At 42.4% G+C, this 21,003-nt stretch carries 17 protein-coding genes; 6 read left to right on the top strand and 11 right to left on the bottom strand.

Annotated features, from left to right (window positions below):
- Window positions 1–99: 99 nt before the first annotated feature.
- The gene (locus RH40_RS00280; protein WP_009599226.1) at window positions 100–555 is read right to left on the bottom strand and encodes an ankyrin repeat domain-containing protein; all 456 of its coding nucleotides are present in this window, start codon (window positions 553–555) and stop codon (window positions 100–102) included.
- A gap of 87 nt (window positions 556–642) precedes the next feature.
- Entirely contained in the window at window positions 643–2,157 is a 1,515-nt protein-coding gene (gene katE1, locus RH40_RS00275) for a catalase KatE1 (protein WP_009599225.1), read from the bottom strand.
- Window positions 2,158–2,647: 490 nt separating this feature from the next.
- Here katE1 and RH40_RS00270 point away from each other — a divergent pair, with 490 nt between their 5' ends.
- Window positions 2,648–3,991, top strand: a complete 1,344-nt coding sequence (locus tag RH40_RS00270) for an SGNH/GDSL hydrolase family protein (RefSeq protein WP_009599224.1) — start codon at window positions 2,648–2,650, stop codon at window positions 3,989–3,991.
- Window positions 3,992–4,220: 229 nt separating this feature from the next.
- Window positions 4,221–5,027 carry an exodeoxyribonuclease III gene (gene xthA / locus RH40_RS00265; protein WP_009599223.1) on the top strand — a complete coding sequence of 269 codons (807 nt, stop codon included), beginning with the start codon at window positions 4,221–4,223 and terminating at the stop codon, window positions 5,025–5,027.
- A 42-nt stretch (window positions 5,028–5,069) separates the two neighbouring features.
- Here xthA and fabV read toward each other — a convergent pair whose 3' ends face one another.
- The 3 genes from fabV to psrA all read right to left on the bottom strand — a co-directional run bounded on the left by fabV (window position 5,070) and on the right by psrA (window position 9,423).
- Window positions 5,070–6,272 (bottom strand): enoyl-ACP reductase FabV, encoded by a 1,203-nt coding sequence (fabV, locus tag RH40_RS00260; RefSeq protein ID WP_009599222.1) that lies wholly within the window; start codon window positions 6,270–6,272, stop codon window positions 5,070–5,072.
- 175 nt (window positions 6,273–6,447) lie between these two features.
- Window positions 6,448–8,739: an acyl-CoA dehydrogenase gene (locus RH40_RS00255; RefSeq protein ID WP_009599221.1), complete on the bottom strand. Its 2,292-nt coding sequence runs from the start codon at window positions 8,737–8,739 to the stop codon at window positions 6,448–6,450.
- 57 nt (window positions 8,740–8,796) lie between these two features.
- Entirely contained in the window at window positions 8,797–9,423 is a 627-nt protein-coding gene (gene psrA, locus RH40_RS00250) for a TetR family transcriptional repressor PsrA (protein ID WP_009599220.1), read from the bottom strand.
- A 406-nt stretch (window positions 9,424–9,829) separates the two neighbouring features.
- Here psrA and RH40_RS00245 point away from each other — a divergent pair, with 406 nt between their 5' ends.
- The 3 genes from RH40_RS00245 to RH40_RS00235 are packed head-to-tail and all read left to right on the top strand — an operon-like array spanning window position 9,830 to window position 11,473.
- Entirely contained in the window at window positions 9,830–10,726 is an 897-nt protein-coding gene (locus RH40_RS00245; protein ID WP_009599219.1) for a pyridoxal-phosphate dependent enzyme, read from the top strand.
- A gap of 9 nt (window positions 10,727–10,735) precedes the next feature.
- Window positions 10,736–11,050 (top strand): DUF1496 domain-containing protein, encoded by a 315-nt coding sequence (locus RH40_RS00240; RefSeq protein ID WP_009599218.1) that lies wholly within the window; start codon window positions 10,736–10,738, stop codon window positions 11,048–11,050.
- Complete coding sequence (locus tag RH40_RS00235) at window positions 11,051–11,473, top strand: PPC domain-containing DNA-binding protein (protein ID WP_009599217.1); 423 nt, start codon at window positions 11,051–11,053, stop codon at window positions 11,471–11,473.
- A 14-nt stretch (window positions 11,474–11,487) separates the two neighbouring features.
- Here RH40_RS00235 and RH40_RS00230 read toward each other — a convergent pair whose 3' ends face one another.
- From RH40_RS00230 to RH40_RS00215, 4 genes are all read right to left on the bottom strand, one after another.
- Entirely contained in the window at window positions 11,488–13,623 is a 2,136-nt protein-coding gene (locus RH40_RS00230; RefSeq protein ID WP_009599216.1) for a TRAP transporter permease, read from the bottom strand.
- Between the two features lie 68 nt (window positions 13,624–13,691).
- The gene (locus RH40_RS00225; RefSeq protein ID WP_009599215.1) at window positions 13,692–14,699 is read right to left on the bottom strand and encodes a TAXI family TRAP transporter solute-binding subunit; all 1,008 of its coding nucleotides are present in this window, start codon (window positions 14,697–14,699) and stop codon (window positions 13,692–13,694) included.
- A 69-nt stretch (window positions 14,700–14,768) separates the two neighbouring features.
- Window positions 14,769–16,064: a sphingomyelin phosphodiesterase gene (locus RH40_RS00220; protein ID WP_009599214.1), complete on the bottom strand. Its 1,296-nt coding sequence runs from the start codon at window positions 16,062–16,064 to the stop codon at window positions 14,769–14,771.
- A 178-nt stretch (window positions 16,065–16,242) separates the two neighbouring features.
- Complete coding sequence (locus RH40_RS00215) at window positions 16,243–17,199, bottom strand: hypothetical protein (RefSeq protein WP_009599213.1); 957 nt, start codon at window positions 17,197–17,199, stop codon at window positions 16,243–16,245.
- A gap of 236 nt (window positions 17,200–17,435) precedes the next feature.
- Here RH40_RS00215 and RH40_RS00210 point away from each other — a divergent pair, with 236 nt between their 5' ends.
- Window positions 17,436–18,644: a hypothetical protein gene (locus tag RH40_RS00210; protein ID WP_009599212.1), complete on the top strand. Its 1,209-nt coding sequence runs from the start codon at window positions 17,436–17,438 to the stop codon at window positions 18,642–18,644.
- Between the two features lie 148 nt (window positions 18,645–18,792).
- On the opposite strand, the gene RH40_RS00205 is transcribed toward RH40_RS00210, so the two are convergent.
- Together RH40_RS00205 and RH40_RS00200 are read right to left on the bottom strand one after the other, a co-directional pair.
- Window positions 18,793–19,449, bottom strand: coding sequence for a hypothetical protein (locus tag RH40_RS00205; RefSeq protein ID WP_009599211.1), 657 nt, complete (start codon window positions 19,447–19,449; stop codon window positions 18,793–18,795).
- A gap of 556 nt (window positions 19,450–20,005) precedes the next feature.
- Window positions 20,006–20,875 (bottom strand): LysR family transcriptional regulator, encoded by an 870-nt coding sequence (locus RH40_RS00200; protein WP_009599210.1) that lies wholly within the window; start codon window positions 20,873–20,875, stop codon window positions 20,006–20,008.
- Between the last annotated feature and the right edge of the window lie 128 nt (window positions 20,876–21,003).

Below are 21,003 nucleotides of genomic sequence, written 5' to 3'. Positions count from 1 at the left end.
CCAACACGATCAACGCTACAAGCATCTCTCGTTATCACATTGCTTTCGTATTAGGGCACCATAACAACCTGTCATGTGTGCCCTGAATTGTCTGGAAGATTAATTTGTCAAAGACTGCAAAACCTCAGATTGACCGTAAATTTTCGCAAATTCTGCTAAGTTCAGGCCCGCTTTATTTCGCAGCTCTGGTGAGCAATCGGCTTGATAGAGATCTTTAGCTATGGCGACTTCTCGCTTAATCAATGCACCCATTAACGCTGTGTTGCCGCGTTTATCTTGCAAACATGCATTGGCGCCCAAATCTAGCAGCAAACTTACACTTTCCTCTTTGCCACCATAAGCCGCCACCATCAAAGCGGTATAACTTTGGTTGTTACGTTGGTCAATGGGAAAGCCTTGTGAAACAAATGTCTCAAGTACCTCGTTATTACCCATCCGCGCCGCATCAAAAAAGAGCTCTACCAAATCTTGGTACTCCTTCTCAATCTGGGTTTCTGCTGCCAATAAGTTAAACGATAGGATAATAGAAAGGCCCCAAAGTAGGATTATTTTCATTGACTTCTCCTGTGAAAATGGCCTGAGGGAACCCTGTTTTTCGGGCAGAAAAGAGCAGATACACCTCCCACAGGCCAAGCTTTATTCCTACATCATTGCTTTATTTTTAACACTGTTAAGGTCAGTATTGGTCGCCTTGGCAAGGCGCGTCCCATAGTCTTTGTCCGCTCTATAGAAAAAACTGACCATGGTTTCCTTGATGTCTTTATCGATAACTTTGTTTAAGTCACCAGCCAAGTTTACAATCAAATCACTTTTATCTTGAGCACTCATGCTGCGATAGAAAACCCCGGCTTGATAGTAATCACGAGGGTTGCTAATCGCCTTTTGGAGCACGGTGCCAGACAAAGGAGTTTGAAGCGCCTTAAATTGAGCATCCTCAGACAAGTCGAGTTGGCGACTCGGCTCATAATTGACATCTCCATTCGCCTTTATCGCATTATTGCTTAAGCCATTTTGGTTGTGATTATTCACTGTTGCGAGCGGCTTATTCACCGGCAGTTGAAATAAGTTTGCACTTAAGCGATGTAACTGAGTATCCGCATAAGCAAACAAACGGCCTTGCAGCAAGCGATCTTCCGACGGCTCAATACCTGGAATTAAGTTTGACGGCGCAAAGGCTGACTGCTCGGTCTCTAAAAAGAAGTTCTCAGGAATGCGGTTAAGCGTCATAGTGCCAACCTTCATATCAGGCACATCGAGCCAAACTTTGGTTGCATCAAGGCCGTTGTAGTCAAGCTTATGGAGTTGTTCTGGTGACAACACCTTTACGTGTAAATCCCATTTAGGGTAATTACCACGGCGAATTTCGGTATATAAGTCGTTGGTCAGATGATTGAAGTCCTGGCTTTGCACTTTAACCACTTGATCAGGACCGAGGCTTTCAATACCCTGCTGGCTCTTCCACTCAAACTTTACATAATTAACATCACCTTGAGTGTTGTACCATTTATACGCATGGACACCAAAGCCATTCATGGTGCGATAACTGGCTGGCGTGCCTAAATTACTATACACCCAAGTCAACATATTGGTTGACCCCGGTTCATGACTAAAAAAGTCAAAAAAGCGGTTGGGATCCTGCACATTAGTCACTGGTGAAGGTTTGAGAGAGTGCACCATATCAGGAAATTTAATCGAGTCGCGGATAAAGAATACAGGTAAGTTGTTACCCACTAGATCCCAGTTGCCCTGCTCGGTATAGAACTTGGTGGCAAAGCCACGTGGGTCACGCAGTGTTTCAGGGGAGCCCTTCGAGTGAACCACTGTCGAAAAGCGAACAAACACCGGCGTCACTTTACCACTTTTACTAAAAGGGGCCGATGCGGTCAATTCACTGAAGTCATCAGAGGCAACAAACTCACCGTGAGCTCCTGTACCTCGTGCATGAACCACACGCTCTGGGATACGCTCTCTGGCAAAGCGTTGTAGCTTCTGAATAAGGTGAACGTCTTGTAATAATACGCTACCGTTTTCTCCAGCAACGGTAGAGTTTTGATTGTCTCCTACCGGTGCGCCATTGTCTCTCGTAAGAGTTTGTGCTTGTATTGATGCGCTAAACACGCCAACTGTAATGAATAAAGATATTTTTGACATCTGCATGGTTGCTCTCCAATGCATGATTATCTATTAACCTGGCCAATAGATATTCAGAAGCCCTTTTCTGCCCGAAAAAACATAATATCTTCAATGAGTAACTTTGTTTAATGGGAAACATCAATAGAATTAATAGGGATAATCGATGAAAGTTTTTGGAGAGCTAAATAAGTACAAACTGCGCAATTAATCCAAGAGTTGATAGCAATCAAAATTCCTGAAGCTTATTAATTGGCAATATCAGTACCAACTATCATATCGAATAACGTTCTACACAAAACTTAAAACACTCCTGAGAGTGGTTAGAGCACCCCTCCCAAAAAAACACGTATTAGTTATGTATTCTAAATATCTGCCTTAGATAAATGATTTCACAAGACGACTCCATGCTCTCCTGATCCCGCATTTGACAATAGCTATGTCTAACTCTTAACTAATCAATAGTGCGAAAATTGATTCGCCTTGCTTATGGAAAAGCCTTGGGTAGGTGTTAGTTATGAAATGGACTCTAGTAAAACTCTCTCACCTCGTTGTTGGCTGTTTTTATATGCCAATGTCCTATGCAGATTTTCATGAATCAGAGCCTTTTAATAAAGGCGATGATCAAGAAGCCGTAAGTTTGAACGAGCAAGGCATCGAAGTTATCGATATCAAAAATATTAACGTTGAACAAAAGAAAAAAGGAGGCGCTAAAACAATCAACACAACGACGACATACGTAAGATGCTGGTATCGGGCATCTGACAGCTTAGAAAAACCCAAAACTAAGTGGAAATGGGCATTGAATGAAAAGGGTAAATACTTTCGTCTAGAAGGGTACTGGCGCTCTTCATATAGCCCCAAAAATATGTTTTACACCAACACAACTCAAGAAGAAATACGAGAAGCTTGTCAAAGTACCCTCGAAGATAAAGTGCGCGGGTATGAACATGCCGATATCCGTTTCTACGCCTCTGATCACAGAGGATCGTACAACCATACGATTTGGACAAACGATAAAGAAGATAGCACTAAATCTTTTAATCGTATTGTCGCCTTCGGCGATAGCCTATCCGACACTGGCAACCTATACAATGCCTCACAGTGGCTTTTCCCTAACTCCAATTCTTGGTTTGGTGGAAATTTTTCAAATGGTTTTGTCTGGACAGAATATCTTGCTGTGAATATGGAGGTTCCCTTGTATAACTGGGCTATTGGAGGAGCTGCTGGTTCTGATCAGTACAAGGAGTTGAAAGGGGTTTCTTCCCAAATCGACTCCTATGTCTCTTATATGAAAAAAGCTAAGAATTACGATCCAGAGCATACTCTTTTTACACTTGAATTCGGTTTGAATGATTTAATGATCTACAGAAGAGATGTCTATAAAATCAAAGCAGACTTAAGCAGAGCCTTAACCAAGCTAACCGAAAATGGTGCAAAAAGTATTATTGTGATGATATTGCCCGACGTTTCCAGAGCTCCGCAATTTAAAAATGCGACAGCTGAATTCAGAGAGAAATTAGCCAAAGATATCAAAGAACTCAATAAATTCTTAATACAACACACAGAGCACTATGTAACTGATGGAGTGAATATTATGCTCCTTGCTGTTGATGAGCTTATGGATGATTTGGTAGATAATCCTACTAGCTTCGGCTTTGAAAATTCGAGCAGTGCATGTCTCATAGATCTCAAAGCAGACTCTTCAACCTTCTATTTGCATCATAATAAATTAACCCAAGACTGTATGGAAACGGGTTCTGATAAATATGTTTTCTGGGACGTGACCCATCCAACGACTTCAGTACACGAGCTTATTGCAAAAGAAGCCCTTGATAGATATCGACTCATACAAAATTAAAATATTTGTACTCAGGTTTTGATTTATTCAAACCCTGAGATTATGTGTTACCTGAGTCATAAACAGCTTGGCACAATTTAGGTAACACACTAATTCAAATTGTTCTAAGTCCTCTGTTTCACCACACAACCCGCGATTTTTTCTTGGTCAAGGTCAATTAAGGATTTCACCCAGCATCCAAACCCTTTAAGATAACCTCATCAAAAACTTCCTGATAGGATTTCGCTTGATGAAAGTCATCTCGTTTAATATAAATGGCCTACGTGCCCGCCTTCACCAGTTACAAGCTGTCATTGATAAACATCAGCCGGATGTTATTGGCCTACAAGAAATCAAAGTCCATGATGAGGCCTTCCCACTTGAGGACGTTGAAGCCATGGGCTACAAAGTCTACTTCCATGGTCAAAAAGCGCACTATGGTGTTGCCATGCTGTGTAAGAAAGAGCCGATTTCAGTACAAAAAGGGTTTCCAACGGACAATGACGATCACCAAAAACGTATGATCATGGTCACCATGGAAGACGATAACGGTGAGAAAGTCACGGTACTTAATGGATATTTTCCACAAGGCGACAACATAGAACACGAGACCAAATACCCTTATAAGCGTCAGTTCTATAAAGACTTGATGACATACCTTAACGACCATCACACCAATGATGAGCAGCTTATCGTCATGGGCGACATCAACATCAGTCCAATCGATGCAGACATTGGCATTGGTGAGCCAAATCGTAAGCGCTGGCTAAAAACAGGCAAATGTTCATTCCAGCCTGAAGAGCGAGAGTGGCTAAAAACCTTACTTGATTGGGGGCTGGTCGATACCTTCCGTCAAATTCACCCAGAAGTTGAAGATCGATTCTCGTGGTTTGACTACCGCTCACGCGGTTTTGATGACAATCGTGGACTGCGCATAGATGTGGTATTGGCTACCCCTAAGCTAGCAGAAAAGTGCACCGAATCGGATATCGATTACGAATTGCGCGGGATTGAAAAGCCCTCAGACCACGCGCCTATTTGGTCAACATTTAAATAAAAAAATCCGGCTCATTGGCCGGATTTCTTTTATCATCAATACTTAGATTTGGATGAAATCATGAACAAAGTTTGGATTAATATCCGCTTCGTAATCCACGCCTTCAACGCCAAAGCCGAACAGTTTTAGGAACTCTTCTTTGTATTCAACGTAATCGGTTAGCTCTTTAAGATTCTCTGAAGTAACTTGAGGCCATAGGTCACGACAGTGTTGCTGAATGTCTTCACGCAGTTCCCAATCATCAAGGCGAAGACGATTCTTCTCATCGACTTCTGGTGCGCTGCCATCTTCTTTGTACAAGCGCTGACTGAACATACGGAAAATTTGTTCCATACAACCTTCATGAACACCTTCTTGGCGCATTTTCTTAAATACCATCGCAATGTATAGAGGCATTACAGGGATCGCAGAACTTGCTTGAGTCACGACCGACTTCAAGACCGCTACATTTGCGCTACCACCAGACTGAGACAGCTTGTCATTCAACGCCGCCGCCGCACGATCTAGATCCATTTTTGCGCGACCTAATGCACCATCCCAGTAGATTGGCCATGTAAGCTCTGTACCAATGTAGCTGTAGGCAACTGTCTTACAGCCGTCAGCAAGAACACCGGCTTCTGATAGGGCTTGGATCCACAATTCCCAATCTTCACCACCCATCACAGTTACCGTGTCAGCAATTTCTTCTTCTGTTGCTGGCTCAACGCTCGCTTCGATGATGATGTCTTTATTGGTATCAACCGCGGTCGCAGTGTAAGTCTCTCCGATCGGCTTTAGTGATGAACGCACCAACTCGCCAGTTTCTGGCATTTTACGTACTGGAGAAGCCAGCGAGTAAACCACCATATCAATTTGACCAAGGTCTTCCTTGATTAGCTCGATTGTTTTCTCTTTTGCCTCATTTGAAAAAGCGTCGCCATTAAGGCTCTTCGCATAAAGCCCCTCTTCTCTTGCTAGCTTTTCAAATGCAACCGAGTTGTAAAAGCCTGCTGTACCCGGCTTTTTCTCTGTTCCTTCTTTTTCAAAGAAGACACCAATGGTAGAAGCACCACCACCGAATGCCGCAGCAATACGAGAGGACAAACCATAGCCACTCGATGCACCAACAACAAGAACACGCTTAGGTGCATCCTGAATAGGACCTTGTGCTTTAGTGTAAGCAATTTGCTCTTTGACATTAGCTTCACAACCCATTGGGTGCGTTGTTGTACAGATAAATCCACGAATTTTAGGTTTGATGATCATATTCGGCTTCCTTTAAAAAACCTCGCTAGGATAAAAGGTTCAACTCAAAATCGCACCATATTTATTTCAAAATCGCTGGAAAATGTAAGTGGTTGGAGCACTTACACTCCTGAAAGAGATCTGTAGCAAAAAGAAAGGCACCCAATGGGTGCCTTATTTAAAGCCGTTAGCTCGCTTAAGCGGCGCTCGTTAGCTTCTTCTTACTTTTTTTCCCTTTACCATGAGTACGAACTTCTTTCATATCATGGCTAAAGTGGTCAACTTGGATTGCCTTGTAACGTAGCTGATCTGCCGCCAGAATCTTATCCACTTCTTCTTGAGACAGAACATCGGCTTCAAGTGCTTGCTTCAATCTATCAGCAAGCAGTCCCTTACGAGCAACTTTGCCGTCTTTCGCAGCTTTGAGCATTTTACGTTCAAGACCTTGGATTTCGTACATTGCCAAGAAGGCTCTATCCATCAAGCCAACACTGTCATCCTCACCTTCTCCAACGTAGCAGAGATGAGTTAGACGATCGCGGTGCGCACCAGGGGTCATCAGACTTTCTGCCAATTTAACCGTCAAGTCATCGCTTGGCTTCGCAAAGTGGTTACCCAGTGGGAAGATAAGCCCCTTCATGAGCACACCAACCGCTTTTTGTGGGTAGTTACTAAACGTATCTTGTAGCGCTTGTGCCGCATAATGCAGACAGTGTTGCATTGCGTAATGGACATAATCAAGGTCTTGTTGCTGACGGCCTTCATCTTCGTACTTCTTGAGTACCGCTGAGCCCATGTAAAGGAAAGCAAGTACATCACCAAGACGCGCTGAAATCATCTCTTTACGCTTAAGGTCACCGCCAAGCGTTGCCATCGCAATGTCTGAACTTACCGCCAGAGCACGGCTAAGGCGAGTCATGTCTTTGTAGTATTGTTGAGTTGAGCCACTCATGTCTGCTTTGATAAAACGCGACCCAGTTAATGCAGCTCCAAATGCGCTGAAGGTATTAGTAACCGCGTGTTTGATGTGTTTAAACAGTAAGTCATCAAACTCTTTAGCGCCCTGCTCTTGATCTGGGTTCGCCGCCGCTTCCATCTCTTTGAGAACATATGGATGACAGCGCGTTGCACCCTGACCAAAGATCATTAGGTTTCGAGTTAGGATATTGGCACCTTCAACGGTAATCGCAACCGGAATACCAAGATAAGGCGCAGCTAAATAGTTCATTGGGCCATCTTGGATAGCACGGCCTGCATGAATGTCCATAGAGTCATTCAAGATTGTACGTGCAAGCTCGGTCATGTGATACTTAGCAATCGCAGTAACAATCCCTGGCTTTTCTTTCAAATCCAACGAAGTTGTTGTAAGCGTACGGCTCGCCTCTAGTAGATAAGTTAGGCCACCGATGCGGCCAAGCGATTCTGCAATCCCTTCAAACTTACCAATTGACATACCAAACTGTTTACGTACATACGCATAGGCTCCCGTAGTACGAGCAGTTAAGTGACCCATGGCGGTACCAAGGGCAGGAAGTGAAATACCACGCCCAGCAGACAGACACTCAACCAGCATACGCCAGCCTTTACCTGCGTACTCTTGTCCACCAATTAACCAGTCCATGGGGATAAACACATCTTGGCCTCGTGTTGGGCCATTCATGAATGCCAGTCCAAGTGGATCATGACGCTCGCCAATTTCCACACCTTTATGGTCAGCAGGGATCAGTGCACAGGTAATGCCGAGATCTTTTTCATCACCCATCAAGCCTTCAGGGTCGTACATCTTAAAGGCCAGACCAAGCACAGTGGCAACAGGTGCAAGAGTGATATAGCGTTTGTTCCAAGTTAGACGAACGCCCAGTACTTCTTTGCCCTCGTGCTCACCGTAACAAACAATCCCTTCGTCAGGAATGCCGCCAGCATCAGAACCGGCTTCTGGACCAGTAAGTGCAAAACACGGAATGTCAGTGCCGTTAGCAAGACGCGGCAACCAGTAATCTTTTTGCTCTTGAGTGCCATAGTGTGAGAGGAGCTCACCCGGGCCAAGAGAGTTTGGTACCATAACAGAAACCGCCGCACTAATACTGCGCGTTGCCAGTTTAGTAACTATGGTAGAATTCGCTAGTGCAGAGAATTCACGACCACCGTATTCTTTGGAGATAATCAAAGAGAAAAAACGCTCTTTGCGCAAGAAATCCCAAACCTCTTTCGGCAAATCACGATCCTCTTTAACGATTTTGTGATCATCTAACATAGCCAGCAAGGTTTCTAATTCATTATCAATGAACGCCTGCTCTTCAGAGGTTAATGTCGGTTTTGGATAATGATGTAACTTAGAAAAGTCCGGACGACCTGAGAATATTTCTCCGTCCCACCATACGCTACCAGCTTCCATTGCCTCTTTTTCGGTGCTAGACAGCGGCGGAAGCACTTTCTTAAAAAATTTGAAAGCCGGGTCGCTGACCCATTTTCTTCTTAGAGAGCTCATAATCCGATCCTTTTGTTCACTTTGTTATTCCGATATTTTTATTGTTTTACGGTAAGTTTAATCCGCTGCCACACCTGCGGCTAAAAACGGTATAAGTTGATCAACAACAGATTTAGAATCTATTGTTCTTTCGTAATCATTCTCTGCAATCTCAATCAAAGCTTGGCTCGAAGCCATAGTGAATACGCAAGTACCGAGCGTAAAGTGCAGCCGCCAGAACAATTCTTCTTGGGAAAGTTTTGGGTTGGCTTTCATCACCGACTGGGTGAATAGCGACAGTGCTTCAGAATAACGCGTGGTTATAAACCAACGTAAATGCCCTTGCACATCCGTATAGCCACGTCCAATCAATAACATAAAGCGATTGGTTCCGTTTGGCCTTACGTCATTGAGGTTACGCAACGGACCACGCAACGACTCAAAAACATCCGCCATGTCATAGCTAGAGTTAAGATTGAGATTAACCAAAGCATCCTGTACGGCCGGCATAAATGCCTCGAGATAACGATTCAAAACGGCCCTAACCAACGTTTTTTTATCACCAAAGTGATAATTCACAGACGCCAAATTAACCCCGGCTTTACCTGTGATAGTACGCAGAGAAGTATCTTTGAAACCATGCTCTGCAAACAATCCTTCCGCAACATCAAGGATTTTTTCTTTCGTTGGGTTCACACTTGCCATTTCAATCACTCGTATTAAACAACTGTTTGAAATATACAACCGAAACGGCAAAGCAACAAGTTATTAACATCACATTTTTAAAGATTGGTCTGACCAGATCAAAAAAGATGCAACTAACTGTCTAAAAAGAAACAGAAATAAGAAATTCAAAAAAAAAATAATTTTTTTTGAACTGTTAGAGAAATCGCTAGTCATATACATCGTGGTAAGTATGCTGATTATGCTTATTGACGTAATACGCATACTTACCACCACTGCTTTTTATTAACTCCTATGTTTATTTGTATCCGCCCAGAGCCCCTTTGCTCTGGGCTTTTTTTATCACGCTTGTTACAATTTCGAGTATCCGAATTTCTACTCTGACTCAGCCTGGCACTTGAACCTTGGTGCTAAGAAATACAACGAAATGAAGCTATCGAATACTCCTGTCACTGCACACACATTTGGTGATATTCCCTTCTCTCTCAAGCGAGATGATCTGCTGCACCATCAATTCAGCGGTAATAAAGCGCGTAAGCTATCCGCATGGCTCGAACTGGAGCAACCAGAGATCACGACATTGATGAGCCAAGGTGGCGTACAGTCCAACTCTTTGTACTCTATGGCTGCGCTAGCAAAACTCAAAGGTTGGCAACTTAAATTCTATGTTGAACGTATTCCAACCTGGCTGAAAAATCATCCGATGGGCAACTATAGAGGGGCACTCGAACTTGGTGCTCAAATCATTGAGACCAATGACTACGACAAAGTACTAGAGGAACATTTTCGCGAGCCACGTCAGACCCAAAGTCATACCTTGGTCATTCCAGAAGGAGGACACAGTGAAGAAGCTATGTCAGGGGTCCGGCGGTTAGCCCAAGAAATCATCGATTGGGCAAGTCAAAATGTAGCCCAACCTGTTGCCGTCGCACTCCCTTCCGGAACTGGAACTACAGCCCTATATTTACATAAGTTCCTTAAACCTGCTGCCATCGAAGTGCTAACCTGTCCATGTGTCGGAGGTAAACAATATCTGATTGAACAGTTTATGGCACTGAGAGAGTCTGACTTTCCTCACATATTAGAGCTTGAAAACAAACACCATTTTGCCAAGCTATATGAAGAGGACTTTCGTACTTGGCAGCAATTGTGTACAGATACTGGCGTTGAATTTGATTTACTTTATGATCCCATGATGTGGCGGTGTTTATCATTATGGTATCCGCAAAACACCGACAAGCATCTGTTGTATGTACACCAAGGCGGATTACTTGGGAACGAGAGCATGCTGCCACGTTACCAACGAAAATTTAGTTCTATTTAGGAGAACATTATGAGAAAACTGACTGCTTTGAGCCTGTGTTTATTGTCTTTCCCCACCCTTGCCAATACGCTACCACAAAACAATCACGCCATCGTTGGTATCAATGCAACTGAGTTATCCAAACGTGTCTGCTATTATCAAAACCACGCCTATTCCGAGGGTGCGATCATTCAAGTAAGTGATTACTTCATAAGCTGTGGTGCTGCCAACGACTTTGAAACCAATGGTAAACTCAAGTGGCTACTGCTCAATGATTCTAAGCCTAAACGAAAAAATGCCCAAAAAAGTTCCAATCGTTCCACGAATAGCTACTCGGTTAATTAAGTGAGCCGTTTATCCGTTGTTCCGATTGCGAAACGTTTAGCTCCGGGGATGTGTCTAAAAGAAGCCATATTTGAGCTAGTCCACGAGCATAAAATGAATGCAGGCAGCATCGCTTCGTGCGTTGGCTCACTGTCAACACTCAACATTCGCCTCGCAGGCGCAGAAGAAACCTTGTCTCTGTCAGAACCGCTAGAAATTGTCTCTCTGATGGGGACCTTATCTCCTGAGCACCTTCATATCCATATATCGGTCGCCAAACGTTCTGGTGAGGTGGTCGGTGGGCACTTGCTCGATAATAGTGTTATCGATACAACTGCAGAGTTGGTAATGCTCAGTTATCCCTCATACCGCTTTGCACGAGAGTTTGATAACAACACAGGGTTTACTGAATTGGTGGTGACAAAGACTGGCTCAATTATATGAGCCAGTCTCTAGGGTTAGTTAACTATATTATCAGACGAATTGCTTTTTGCTTTTGAAGCAGCAAATCGTCGACTGGCCCAGAATAGCGCGATAAATAGACCCGACGAGATGATCTTGAAGACTTCACCCGTATCTGGCCAAATCAGTGCGACCCCAACCATGCCCAGTACTAGCCTTAATAGCCAAGTTAATGGCCCTTCCAAGTAACCTTCCATCGCTGCGATGATGGCGTAGCACCCCAGAATCGCAAAAACCGATGTCATCATAACAGTACCTAGATCCCAGCTGATCAGCCCAGTGTAAGCAATAAGCAATGGCACTAAGTAAAGACCCTTAGCAATTTTCCACGCCGTCATGCCAGTTCGCATCGGAGGCGTTCGCGCGATTGTCGCAGCAGCGAATGCCGTCAAACATACGGGAGGGGTAACATTACTGTCTTGAGACAACCAGAATATGATTAAATGCGCAGACAATAAAGCAAGAGCGATCACTTCTGCGCCCAAACTTTGCTCTAGGAGCGTTGGCATAAAGTCTGGTGGCACAGCAGAGAGCAGCGACATCGCAACCTCCTCAGTGATAGGACCATTTAACAAAGACAGTTGATCTGGAGCGGCAAGCATAAAGATGGCCTTAGCTTCTTCATTAAGATTTCCTTGCATCATCAACTCTACCAGTTGGCCCTCCGCCAGCAACTTATACAAGGCTGGCGCAGATAATGTACCCAAAACAATGTATGCCGCAGTGACAGGCAAGCCCATCCCTAGAATCAATGAGGCCAGAGCAACCAAGATCAGCATGATCATAAGGTTACCGTCAGCCCAACTGTTGATCATCAAAGAGAAGGTATTACCGATACCCGTTGTGGTGATGACATTAATAACCAGACCAATACCTACCAGTAAGATAGCCGTCGTTGCCATGTTTTTCGCACCGTTAGCCAGCGCCTCAAAGACTGCCTTGGGACCCATTTTATGATGTTTAGAAAACCAAGAGGCAACAATCACAGATAGAATGGAGATTCCCGCGGCATACGTCGGCGTAAAGCCTTCAACGAGTAAAAAGACCAAAACCACAATCGGAATTAAATTGTGCCACCCAGAGAGAATGACTTTTAACAAAGAAACTTCAGTGTGCTCGATTTTTTGTACACCACTACGCTTAGCTTCAATACGAACAAAAAACGCTACGGATAGAAAATAAATCAGTGCTGGCATCAAAGACAGAGTCACAATATCCATATAAGGTATTTGCGTATATGAGGCCATAATAAAGGCCCCTGCCCCCATAACGGGCGGCATTAATTGCCCTCCCGTTGATGCCGCGGCTTCAACTCCTGCTGCAAATCTTGCAGGAAATCCTGCTTTTTGCATCAGAGGAATACTGATCACGCCCGTTGAAACGGTATTAGCCACACTCGAACCGGACACCGAACCCATCAATCCAGAACCGATGACTGCAATAAACCCTGGGCCACCTATTACTTTACCAGCCGCAGCTCGGGCGACATCGATGATGTAGTCCCCGACACCAGAGCGAACCAGAAATGCTCCGAATAAAATGAACATAAACACAAATGTCCAACTGATGCGTGAAATCGCACCGAACATACCTTCCGAGGAAAAGAAACTTCGATACAATAAAGTTTCCATGCTCAGGCCAGGGAAGTGGAAAATCCCGCTAGCCCACTCACCCCAGAACACAACATAGCTCAGGCATATAAGGATAAGACAAGGAATGAACCAGCCCATGGTACGACGTATTAGCTCTAAAACAATAACAATTGCTAATATCGAAAAGAACCAATCACTAGTGACAAATTCCACGCCACGTTCATAAAGAGCTTGTTCTGCGTAGGGTAGATAAATTAAGCAAGCCAACGCACCCAATGCCAATAAAACATCAAGCCCTAGTGCTAATTTGCTGTTTATTAAACGTGAATGGGCGGGATACCACAAAGCACAGATGACAGCAAAGCCCGCAAAGTGCGTGGCTGAAATCCATAGTTCAGACCATGTAGACAGGGTATTAAACCAAAGATGCAATAGAGACAGTAATACCGCCAACACGGTTACTGTGCCTCTCACCCACGGTACGCCTTCTCTCGTGGAGAGCTCAAACTTCTTGAGCTCTTGTTGCAAATTATCAGACATTAACAGCTCCTAATCCGACCCAGTATTTTTTGACCCATTAACATAGGTTTTATTTGTGGTTTTATGCATTATTTGATCGTCAATTGCTCAGGAATGGTAATGCCCATCTCACGATAGAATTTTGCAGCGCCCGGATGAAGTGGCACAGGTAAACCTGCGATTGCCTTTTCCAGTGCCATAGCTTTCGTCGCTTTATGGATGCTTTGTAAGAAAGTTAGGTTCTCGTAGATAGCTTTTGTTAACTGATAAACGTCTTCATCAGAGACATCGTCGCGCACAGCAAGAAAGTTCGGTTGTGCAATGGTGGTAATGGGCTTGTTGACGCTAGGGTAAGTGTCTGCGGGGATCTCATATTTAGTCCATAAGTTGTAGTTACCATTCGCTTGTTTTATTTGCTCATCGGTGAAAGAAAGTAGCTTAATATCCTCACCCAGAGCTGCAAATGCTTGAGTTACCGCACCAACTGGCACTCCTGCTGGCGTATTCATGCCTTCGATAGTACCATTTTGCAATGCACTCGCACTGCTTCCGTAACCCATATATGCTAATTTGAACTGTTCCGGATCGATGTTCAAACCTTTCATAATTTGTCGACCAGAGTTTTCTGTCCCAGAATTCTTCTTACCTATTGAGAACTTTTCGCCACGGAGGTTATTGAGATCACTGACATTACCACTTTTTGCTAATTCAGAACGGACAATAAAGTGTTCTACGTTCTGCCATAACATAGAGACTGAACGCAAATGTGTTTGCTGTTTACCATTATAAGGCCCTTGTCCATTCCATGCCCATGCGCCGTAAAGACCTTGTAAGATAGCAAATTGAGCCTCGTTATCATTTAATAGCTTTACATTTTCACCTGATCCAGCAGAGCTGATTGCGGACAATGAAAAGTTGTGTTTTGTGGTCAATTTCACTTTACTTAATGTTGCTAGTGCTACTCCAACTGGATAATAGGTTCCCCCAGTCGAGGCTGTTGCTAGTATATAGCTACGTTGATCTTGAGCGGCGTGCGCTCCATAACTCAGGGTAGAGAAAAGTAGCGCCAAGGCCTTAACGGTTTTTCTGATTTTCATATATATACTCTCCTTGTATTTAGGAACTTACTAGTTTACTTCTGTCTGTTTTTATTAATATTGAACTCTTTATTCTATTTCAATCAACGCTTCAACGGCGAAATGATCGGATAGCTCCCACTTACCCCATAGCTCTGAGGTAAATACCCTTCTTGGCAACACACTATTGATGTAACGTTTGGGGGAGGTGGATTTTAGTAACAGGACGTAGTCTAAACGTTCTCGATCAATTGCCGTTGAATCATTGTTGAGACTAAAGTGATTTAAATAAGGATCACTGGAATACCTGAAAGGACTTGATTCTCCCGGATCGTACGCGTCTAAAATACGTAACATCTGCTGAAAATCTTCGGGGTAATGCTCTCGGTCGATATTAAAATCGCCGCCTACGATGACTGGCTCATGCTCTGCTATTTGCTGTGCAGAAATAAAAACTCGTAACTCACCCAGTTGAGCCATGCGAGTTTGGCGGTGCTGGTCGCCATTCCAAGCTCCAAGATGAATATTAAACAAATGATAAGCTTTACCAGAATGATTGATTTTAGTGTAGACGGCACCTTTATCCCCTGAGCAGTCTGTGCCTGTACAATGCTCAAAAACAAGTTGATCTTGAAATTCGATAGGATATTTACTGTACGTCAGGACACCACCATCAAAAGTATTGGAATCATTAGCAGTAAGTTTTTCACTGCGATAGACGTACTCTTCTGACATCAAAAAATTAATCGTATCTTCATTGCCAAGATCAAAGACTTCTTGCAGAAAAACCACATCATAGCCTTTCACTGCTTCAGCAATGTACCGAGCTCGAGTATCTCTCTCTTGGCCAATATAAGGAAGCATCCATGTGTTATAAGTCATCATACGCAAACCATCATCCACTGTGGTCGGGATCTTTGACTCTATATCATCGACAACAATATGCAAATCATCATAGCCACCCGTATAAACCGCTTTTAGGTAGTAATTAAAACCACCATCAGAAACGTGGTGAATGTCTCGGTCAGAAACTGATAAACCATCAGAGCCCTGGGGATCAAATAGATTATAACTCATTGACGATCCCCACACACTGCCTTGCAAATGAATTTTCAACCCATAGAAATTCTCTCCGAGAAAAAGGTAAACCCAATATTCTCGATTCGCTTCAATATTGCTATAGCGAGACAAGTTGAGGATCTTTTCCGTTCTCAGTGGCGTCACCACAGATTCCAAAGGTGTGTATAAATCATTTGGTCCATCACTCACTATAATCGTATTAATGGTTTGGCTGGTATTATTGGTAAGTTTTACAATCGTTCCAGCGATAGCTGTCTGTAACGGAATTATGGAGAGAATGATAAAAGTACACAAATATAAACGCATCTCTTACTCCAACAATTAAAAAAAAAGCACTCGATACCTGAGTAAACCCGGTAGCGAGTGCCTTTATACCCTTATAACCTCAGAACGCTAGATTCAGCAAGAATGGCTTGCTTTACAGGCAAGGTAAATCTTTGAATCCTGCATTTTGAAGTCGCTTGGTTATATAGTTTGAAAAAAATTAATGATTAAGAATAATCGCCAGTTGTCTTGGTATTTCTAATTTCCACTGACCAGCTCGTTGCTCAAGCGTCACTACTTCAAAAAGGGTCAGATCCTCCTCAAATACACTCTCGACTTTTTCAATCACAAGATGTTTTTTGCTTCCAGTGCCAAATTCATTGATAATTTTTACGCTTTTTAAGGCTGGCTTTTCTGACATCGCCAACAAACGATTCATAAAATCATATGGGTTCATCGATTCAATATCTTCAGGGCTCTTATCATATCCATAAGTAAACCATTTGATGCTCATCGCATTGGGTTTATCTTCTCGAAGAGCTTGAACAAAGGTTGCTTGTAGTTCTGTAATAGCGTCCCTGTGGAAAAATGAACTTGCTTGTCCCATTCCAGAAGTCTTTATAAAATCGAAATACTCCAAAACGTACTCTGAAGGTTCATCAGAATGCGATAGGTCGCCACGAACGACGACCTCGACCTTTTCAATCTCGGCACCGCTCGAATTATAGGGTGTAAATAATATTTCTTTATCTGCTAACCAGTTTTGGTAAACCCAAGGAGACTCATCGAAGCAATGCTCGGAGACCCGTTTTTGCTGTACCCTATCTCCAATCGTTGTATTAAAAAATTTATTGCCACTTTGATTTGTTTTGTATGTATAGATAACAACGCCAGATTGAGGATGAGGGGCAGAACTATCTGGTTTTTCAGCATGTAATATATTAATACAAACTCGCTCGATGGACGACAATGTCTCCGGTAACTTTACCTTTGCCTCTGCCCAACCCGTCAGATAATCCTCACCAAACTCAAGTGGATTAAAGCTGGGTTCGGAATATAAATCAGGTTCGGAAATATAAGTGGGTAGTTCTCGCTTGATGTCTGGGACTATTCTGATTTCTTCAGCCGCAACCGAAGTAGCAAGCAAAGCTGCCGACATTGCTAGTATTTTGTACATTGTATTTTTCCTTATTATTATTTGGGAAAAATAATATCATTTATATGTATCTATCATTCAACTGACTAAAAATAGAATATTAATTTTATTTGTTTGTTTGTGATAAAATTCAATACAATCACATCTTACTACTGATATATTTGCTCGTATAAGTTAAGGAATAAATTGATATTTAAAATTTGAATTTAACTTATTAAAAATAATGATAATTTATTCCAATTCATAAGAGGAAGACAATGAGAAAATATGGATATATTGTAGCTATCTTTTTATACTTTAATATCAGTTTATCCAATGCTCAGGACTTACTATTCTATCAATTATCAATATCTCCTAAAGATCCCTCTAAAATAATGATAGAAGTCGATACCTCATTACTTGGTAGTATAAAAGCTATTCCAGCTCGTTCTTTTCGAACTCGTAATAATCAGCCCACTCTGTATTGCGTCACATCAAAGATCAGTCAGACGTTAAATTATCAAGAACCAACTTTTTGTGAAAAGGTGACATGGACGTTAACTCTACAAGAAGTCGATCGTCTAGGGCTCGATCCTACGCAGCACATTGATACTTATAGTCCTGATAAACAATGGATTTTTATTAGCGAATACAACTCGTTCCCCAGTTTCGAAAGCCATCATGGCCACCTCCCTGCAACAGTCTGCTCCCCTAGTGGTATTTGTAAACCTTTACCCCAAAGTGAGGAGCCGCCTCTGCTTCTGGTATTAGGACAAAAGAAAGAAGACATACAAATTAAAAATAAGACCATTACCGTGCAAAGCGATAGTAAAGTGGTGATGAATCATTTATCTATTTGGAAACCGACCTTAAAGCATCAACTCAATTATATAAGTCGTATTTTCCCAGCCCCTAATTCTTCAAGTTGGCAAATTGCTTTTTTCTCTAGTCATTTCAATTTCACATCAAGGAGAGGCGTGATTGGTAAAAATACTGTGGTTGTAAATACACCGATGCAGGGTGGAATGTTAACCGATGAGTCGATTCACTCTATGCTTGTCTTCGCCGCTCATGAATCCGTTCATTTGCTAGAAAATCGCCAACACCCGGTTTGGGCCGCCGAAAGCTTGGCGGAATACTATGGCATTAAATCCTTATTCGGAACTGGCTATGCTATGGACAAACCGGTTGAAAATTGGCGCACTTTTGCCAAAAACTTTTCCCTTTCAGGTACTGGACTGATACAGGCTAATGAGAATGTAACTAAAAAAAATCTCCATCAGTACTACCCTATTTTTTCAATCAAAGGTGCGGCATTTTGGTATGAACTTGATAAAGCCCTACAAAGTAAACATAGTGACCTAGACGACATGATTAAGTTTTTAGATTTTGATGAAAATGGACAATTTAGCCAAGGGTTCATCGAAAGGTTAACTCGTATTGTTGGTGAAAAGAATTGGCAGTTGATCGCGTATAAATACCTATAGCGACCCAAAAATAAAAATGAGGCTGCAGGTTTCCGCAAGCCTCATCTTTATACCCATACCGATTTTCAATGTAGATGACTAGGTTTTCAAATCGTTGCAATGCTGCTGAACCTAACATCTTGAGGTTACTTGGGTATATATCTTCGGTTTAAAACGAGATAAAGTTTACCTGACTTTCACTGTAGGCACGGTTATCTCGGTTATAATCAATATCCAAACTTATACGTCCTGATATGGTGCCATCAGCATTATAAGTTGGGCATGATGCACTATGTGAAAGGTATATATTCTCGATTGGTTTCATAAAGTAATGAATCTGTTGGATCTTACAATCACCGATAGTCATACCCATAGACTCAAGCTGCGCGCGCATTTTGTAGTAATGAGGACCAGCATCCAAAATATAATCAGGTTCAATCGTATACAGATTCGTTGTATAGAAATCGGTAAACTCGTTGCCTGCACGATATAAGCCGCTTTCTGCATTATACAAAACATTGAGATGCCAATATGCAAATTGAGATTCATCACCTACGGTCGCCCCTGGCTTTGAGTACACACACTGGAATTGGCTATGTGGTGTGTCAGCCTGTTGCTGCATTGGCGCACTTTGTTTGACCGAACGAACACCGCATCGATGAAAGTTAAAACCTGTTTGTGTCATTCGCTCTTGTACTTGGTGAGTCGTCTCAAACTTATGAAATACACCACTATTCGTAGTATCTATAATTTCGGGAACACTCTCAGCAAAAGCTGAAGCAGATAGACAACCGAGCATGCAAGCTAATATATTGCTAATTTTCATTATTATTTTCCTCTTAAAAACTGCAGCGAAACTTACATGACAAAATATATATGCAACAGGCTTGTTATTTAAATTTGTGATATAAATCCACAAAACTATAAATGGCAAATATATAAATTAAACTATTGATATTATTGGATTTTAATTTAAATAAAACAATTTTAAGAGTTTGTATAGGTTAAAATAGGTTTGCATTTTCATAATATGACACATCAACCATAGAGCTATAACTCTATTTAATTTGGACACTTAAACTAAATAAGTTATAAATAATTCATAATACAAAGATAATTATTATAGAAATTTATAATGTTATGACTATAAATATACCAAAGTCCCTTCAACACACGGGATTCAGAAGTCTGTCACAAATTAGAGTCCAAAGGGCAGAACAACTTGGTAAGAGCCCCACTATTACGCTGCGTTGTTTTCCTTGAACTCTACGCTGTGGCATCGCTCTGAATCCTGCATTTTGACGTCACTTGGGTATATAACTCTCTGAATACAAGAGTTTTTTAAGTTAATTATCGATGAATGACAGTTGGGATATTCAACCCTAGCGGAATTTCGCTATCAAAAATTCTATCGCTAAGCGACTGCGGGCTGGTAAGTATTTCCGATCAGAATACACAATCCAAGTCGAACCACGACACTTCCAATAGGGCTCTAATATTGGCACAAGCTGCCCCGCCTCAAAATTTTCAGCCAAGGTTGATTGTGGCAGATACAAAATACCTAGGCCTGATTTACATGCACTAATAAGTGTTTTGATACTATTGGCTTTGACTTTTCCTTTGACCGACACGTTAATGTCTTCATTATTGTGCTGAAACGTCCATCGGTTATAGGTGGTGGTGATGCATTGATGCTTTGTCAGCTCTTGAGGAGTCTGGGGGATGCCAAACTTTTCGAGGTATTCGGGACTCGCTGCCGCTGCATAAGGGTGATCCGACAATTTCCTTGCGATTAAATTTGAATCCGGTAAGGTACCGAAACGAATAGCAAAGTCATAATTTTCTTCAACAAAATCAATCATCCTAGTATCGTGATTAATTTCCAGTTCCAATTCAGAGTGCTGAGCAACGAATTCAATTAGCGCAGGAACGATGTGCGTTTCAGTAAAATCCCCTGCTGCTGTTACCCTCAAAGTACCATTGAGTTTACCTTGACCCGCAGTGGCAATTTCGTTCGCTTGATCGAGCTGATTGACGATATCATGACAGTACTCGTAATAAGTAAGCCCAGCCTCTGTCAACTTAACTTTGCGTGTTGTTCTCGCCACCAAAGCTACCCCTAACTTCGCCTCTAAATCCGACACTCTGCGACTAATCTGGGAGGTAGCAACACCGAGCCGCCGCGCCGCCGAACTAAAGCCTTGTGTCTCAGCAACAGCGAGAAACTCTGGAATTCCATCGAACATAGACATTGTTGCTCACCTGCAAAAGTCATTTCTTAAATGAGTAGATTATCACAAATAATGGTCAAGGTTACACTCAAGCCGAACCACGATTGAGAACAATTAAATCTTATAGCGTGAATGCAAACATCAACAAG

Source organism: Vibrio caribbeanicus ATCC BAA-2122 (genome assembly GCF_000165125.1).
Taxonomy (GTDB): domain Bacteria; phylum Pseudomonadota; class Gammaproteobacteria; order Enterobacterales; family Vibrionaceae; genus Vibrio; species Vibrio caribbeanicus.
Note: the sequence above shows the minus strand (reverse complement) of the source record. Positions and strands in the feature narration are given on the sequence as shown.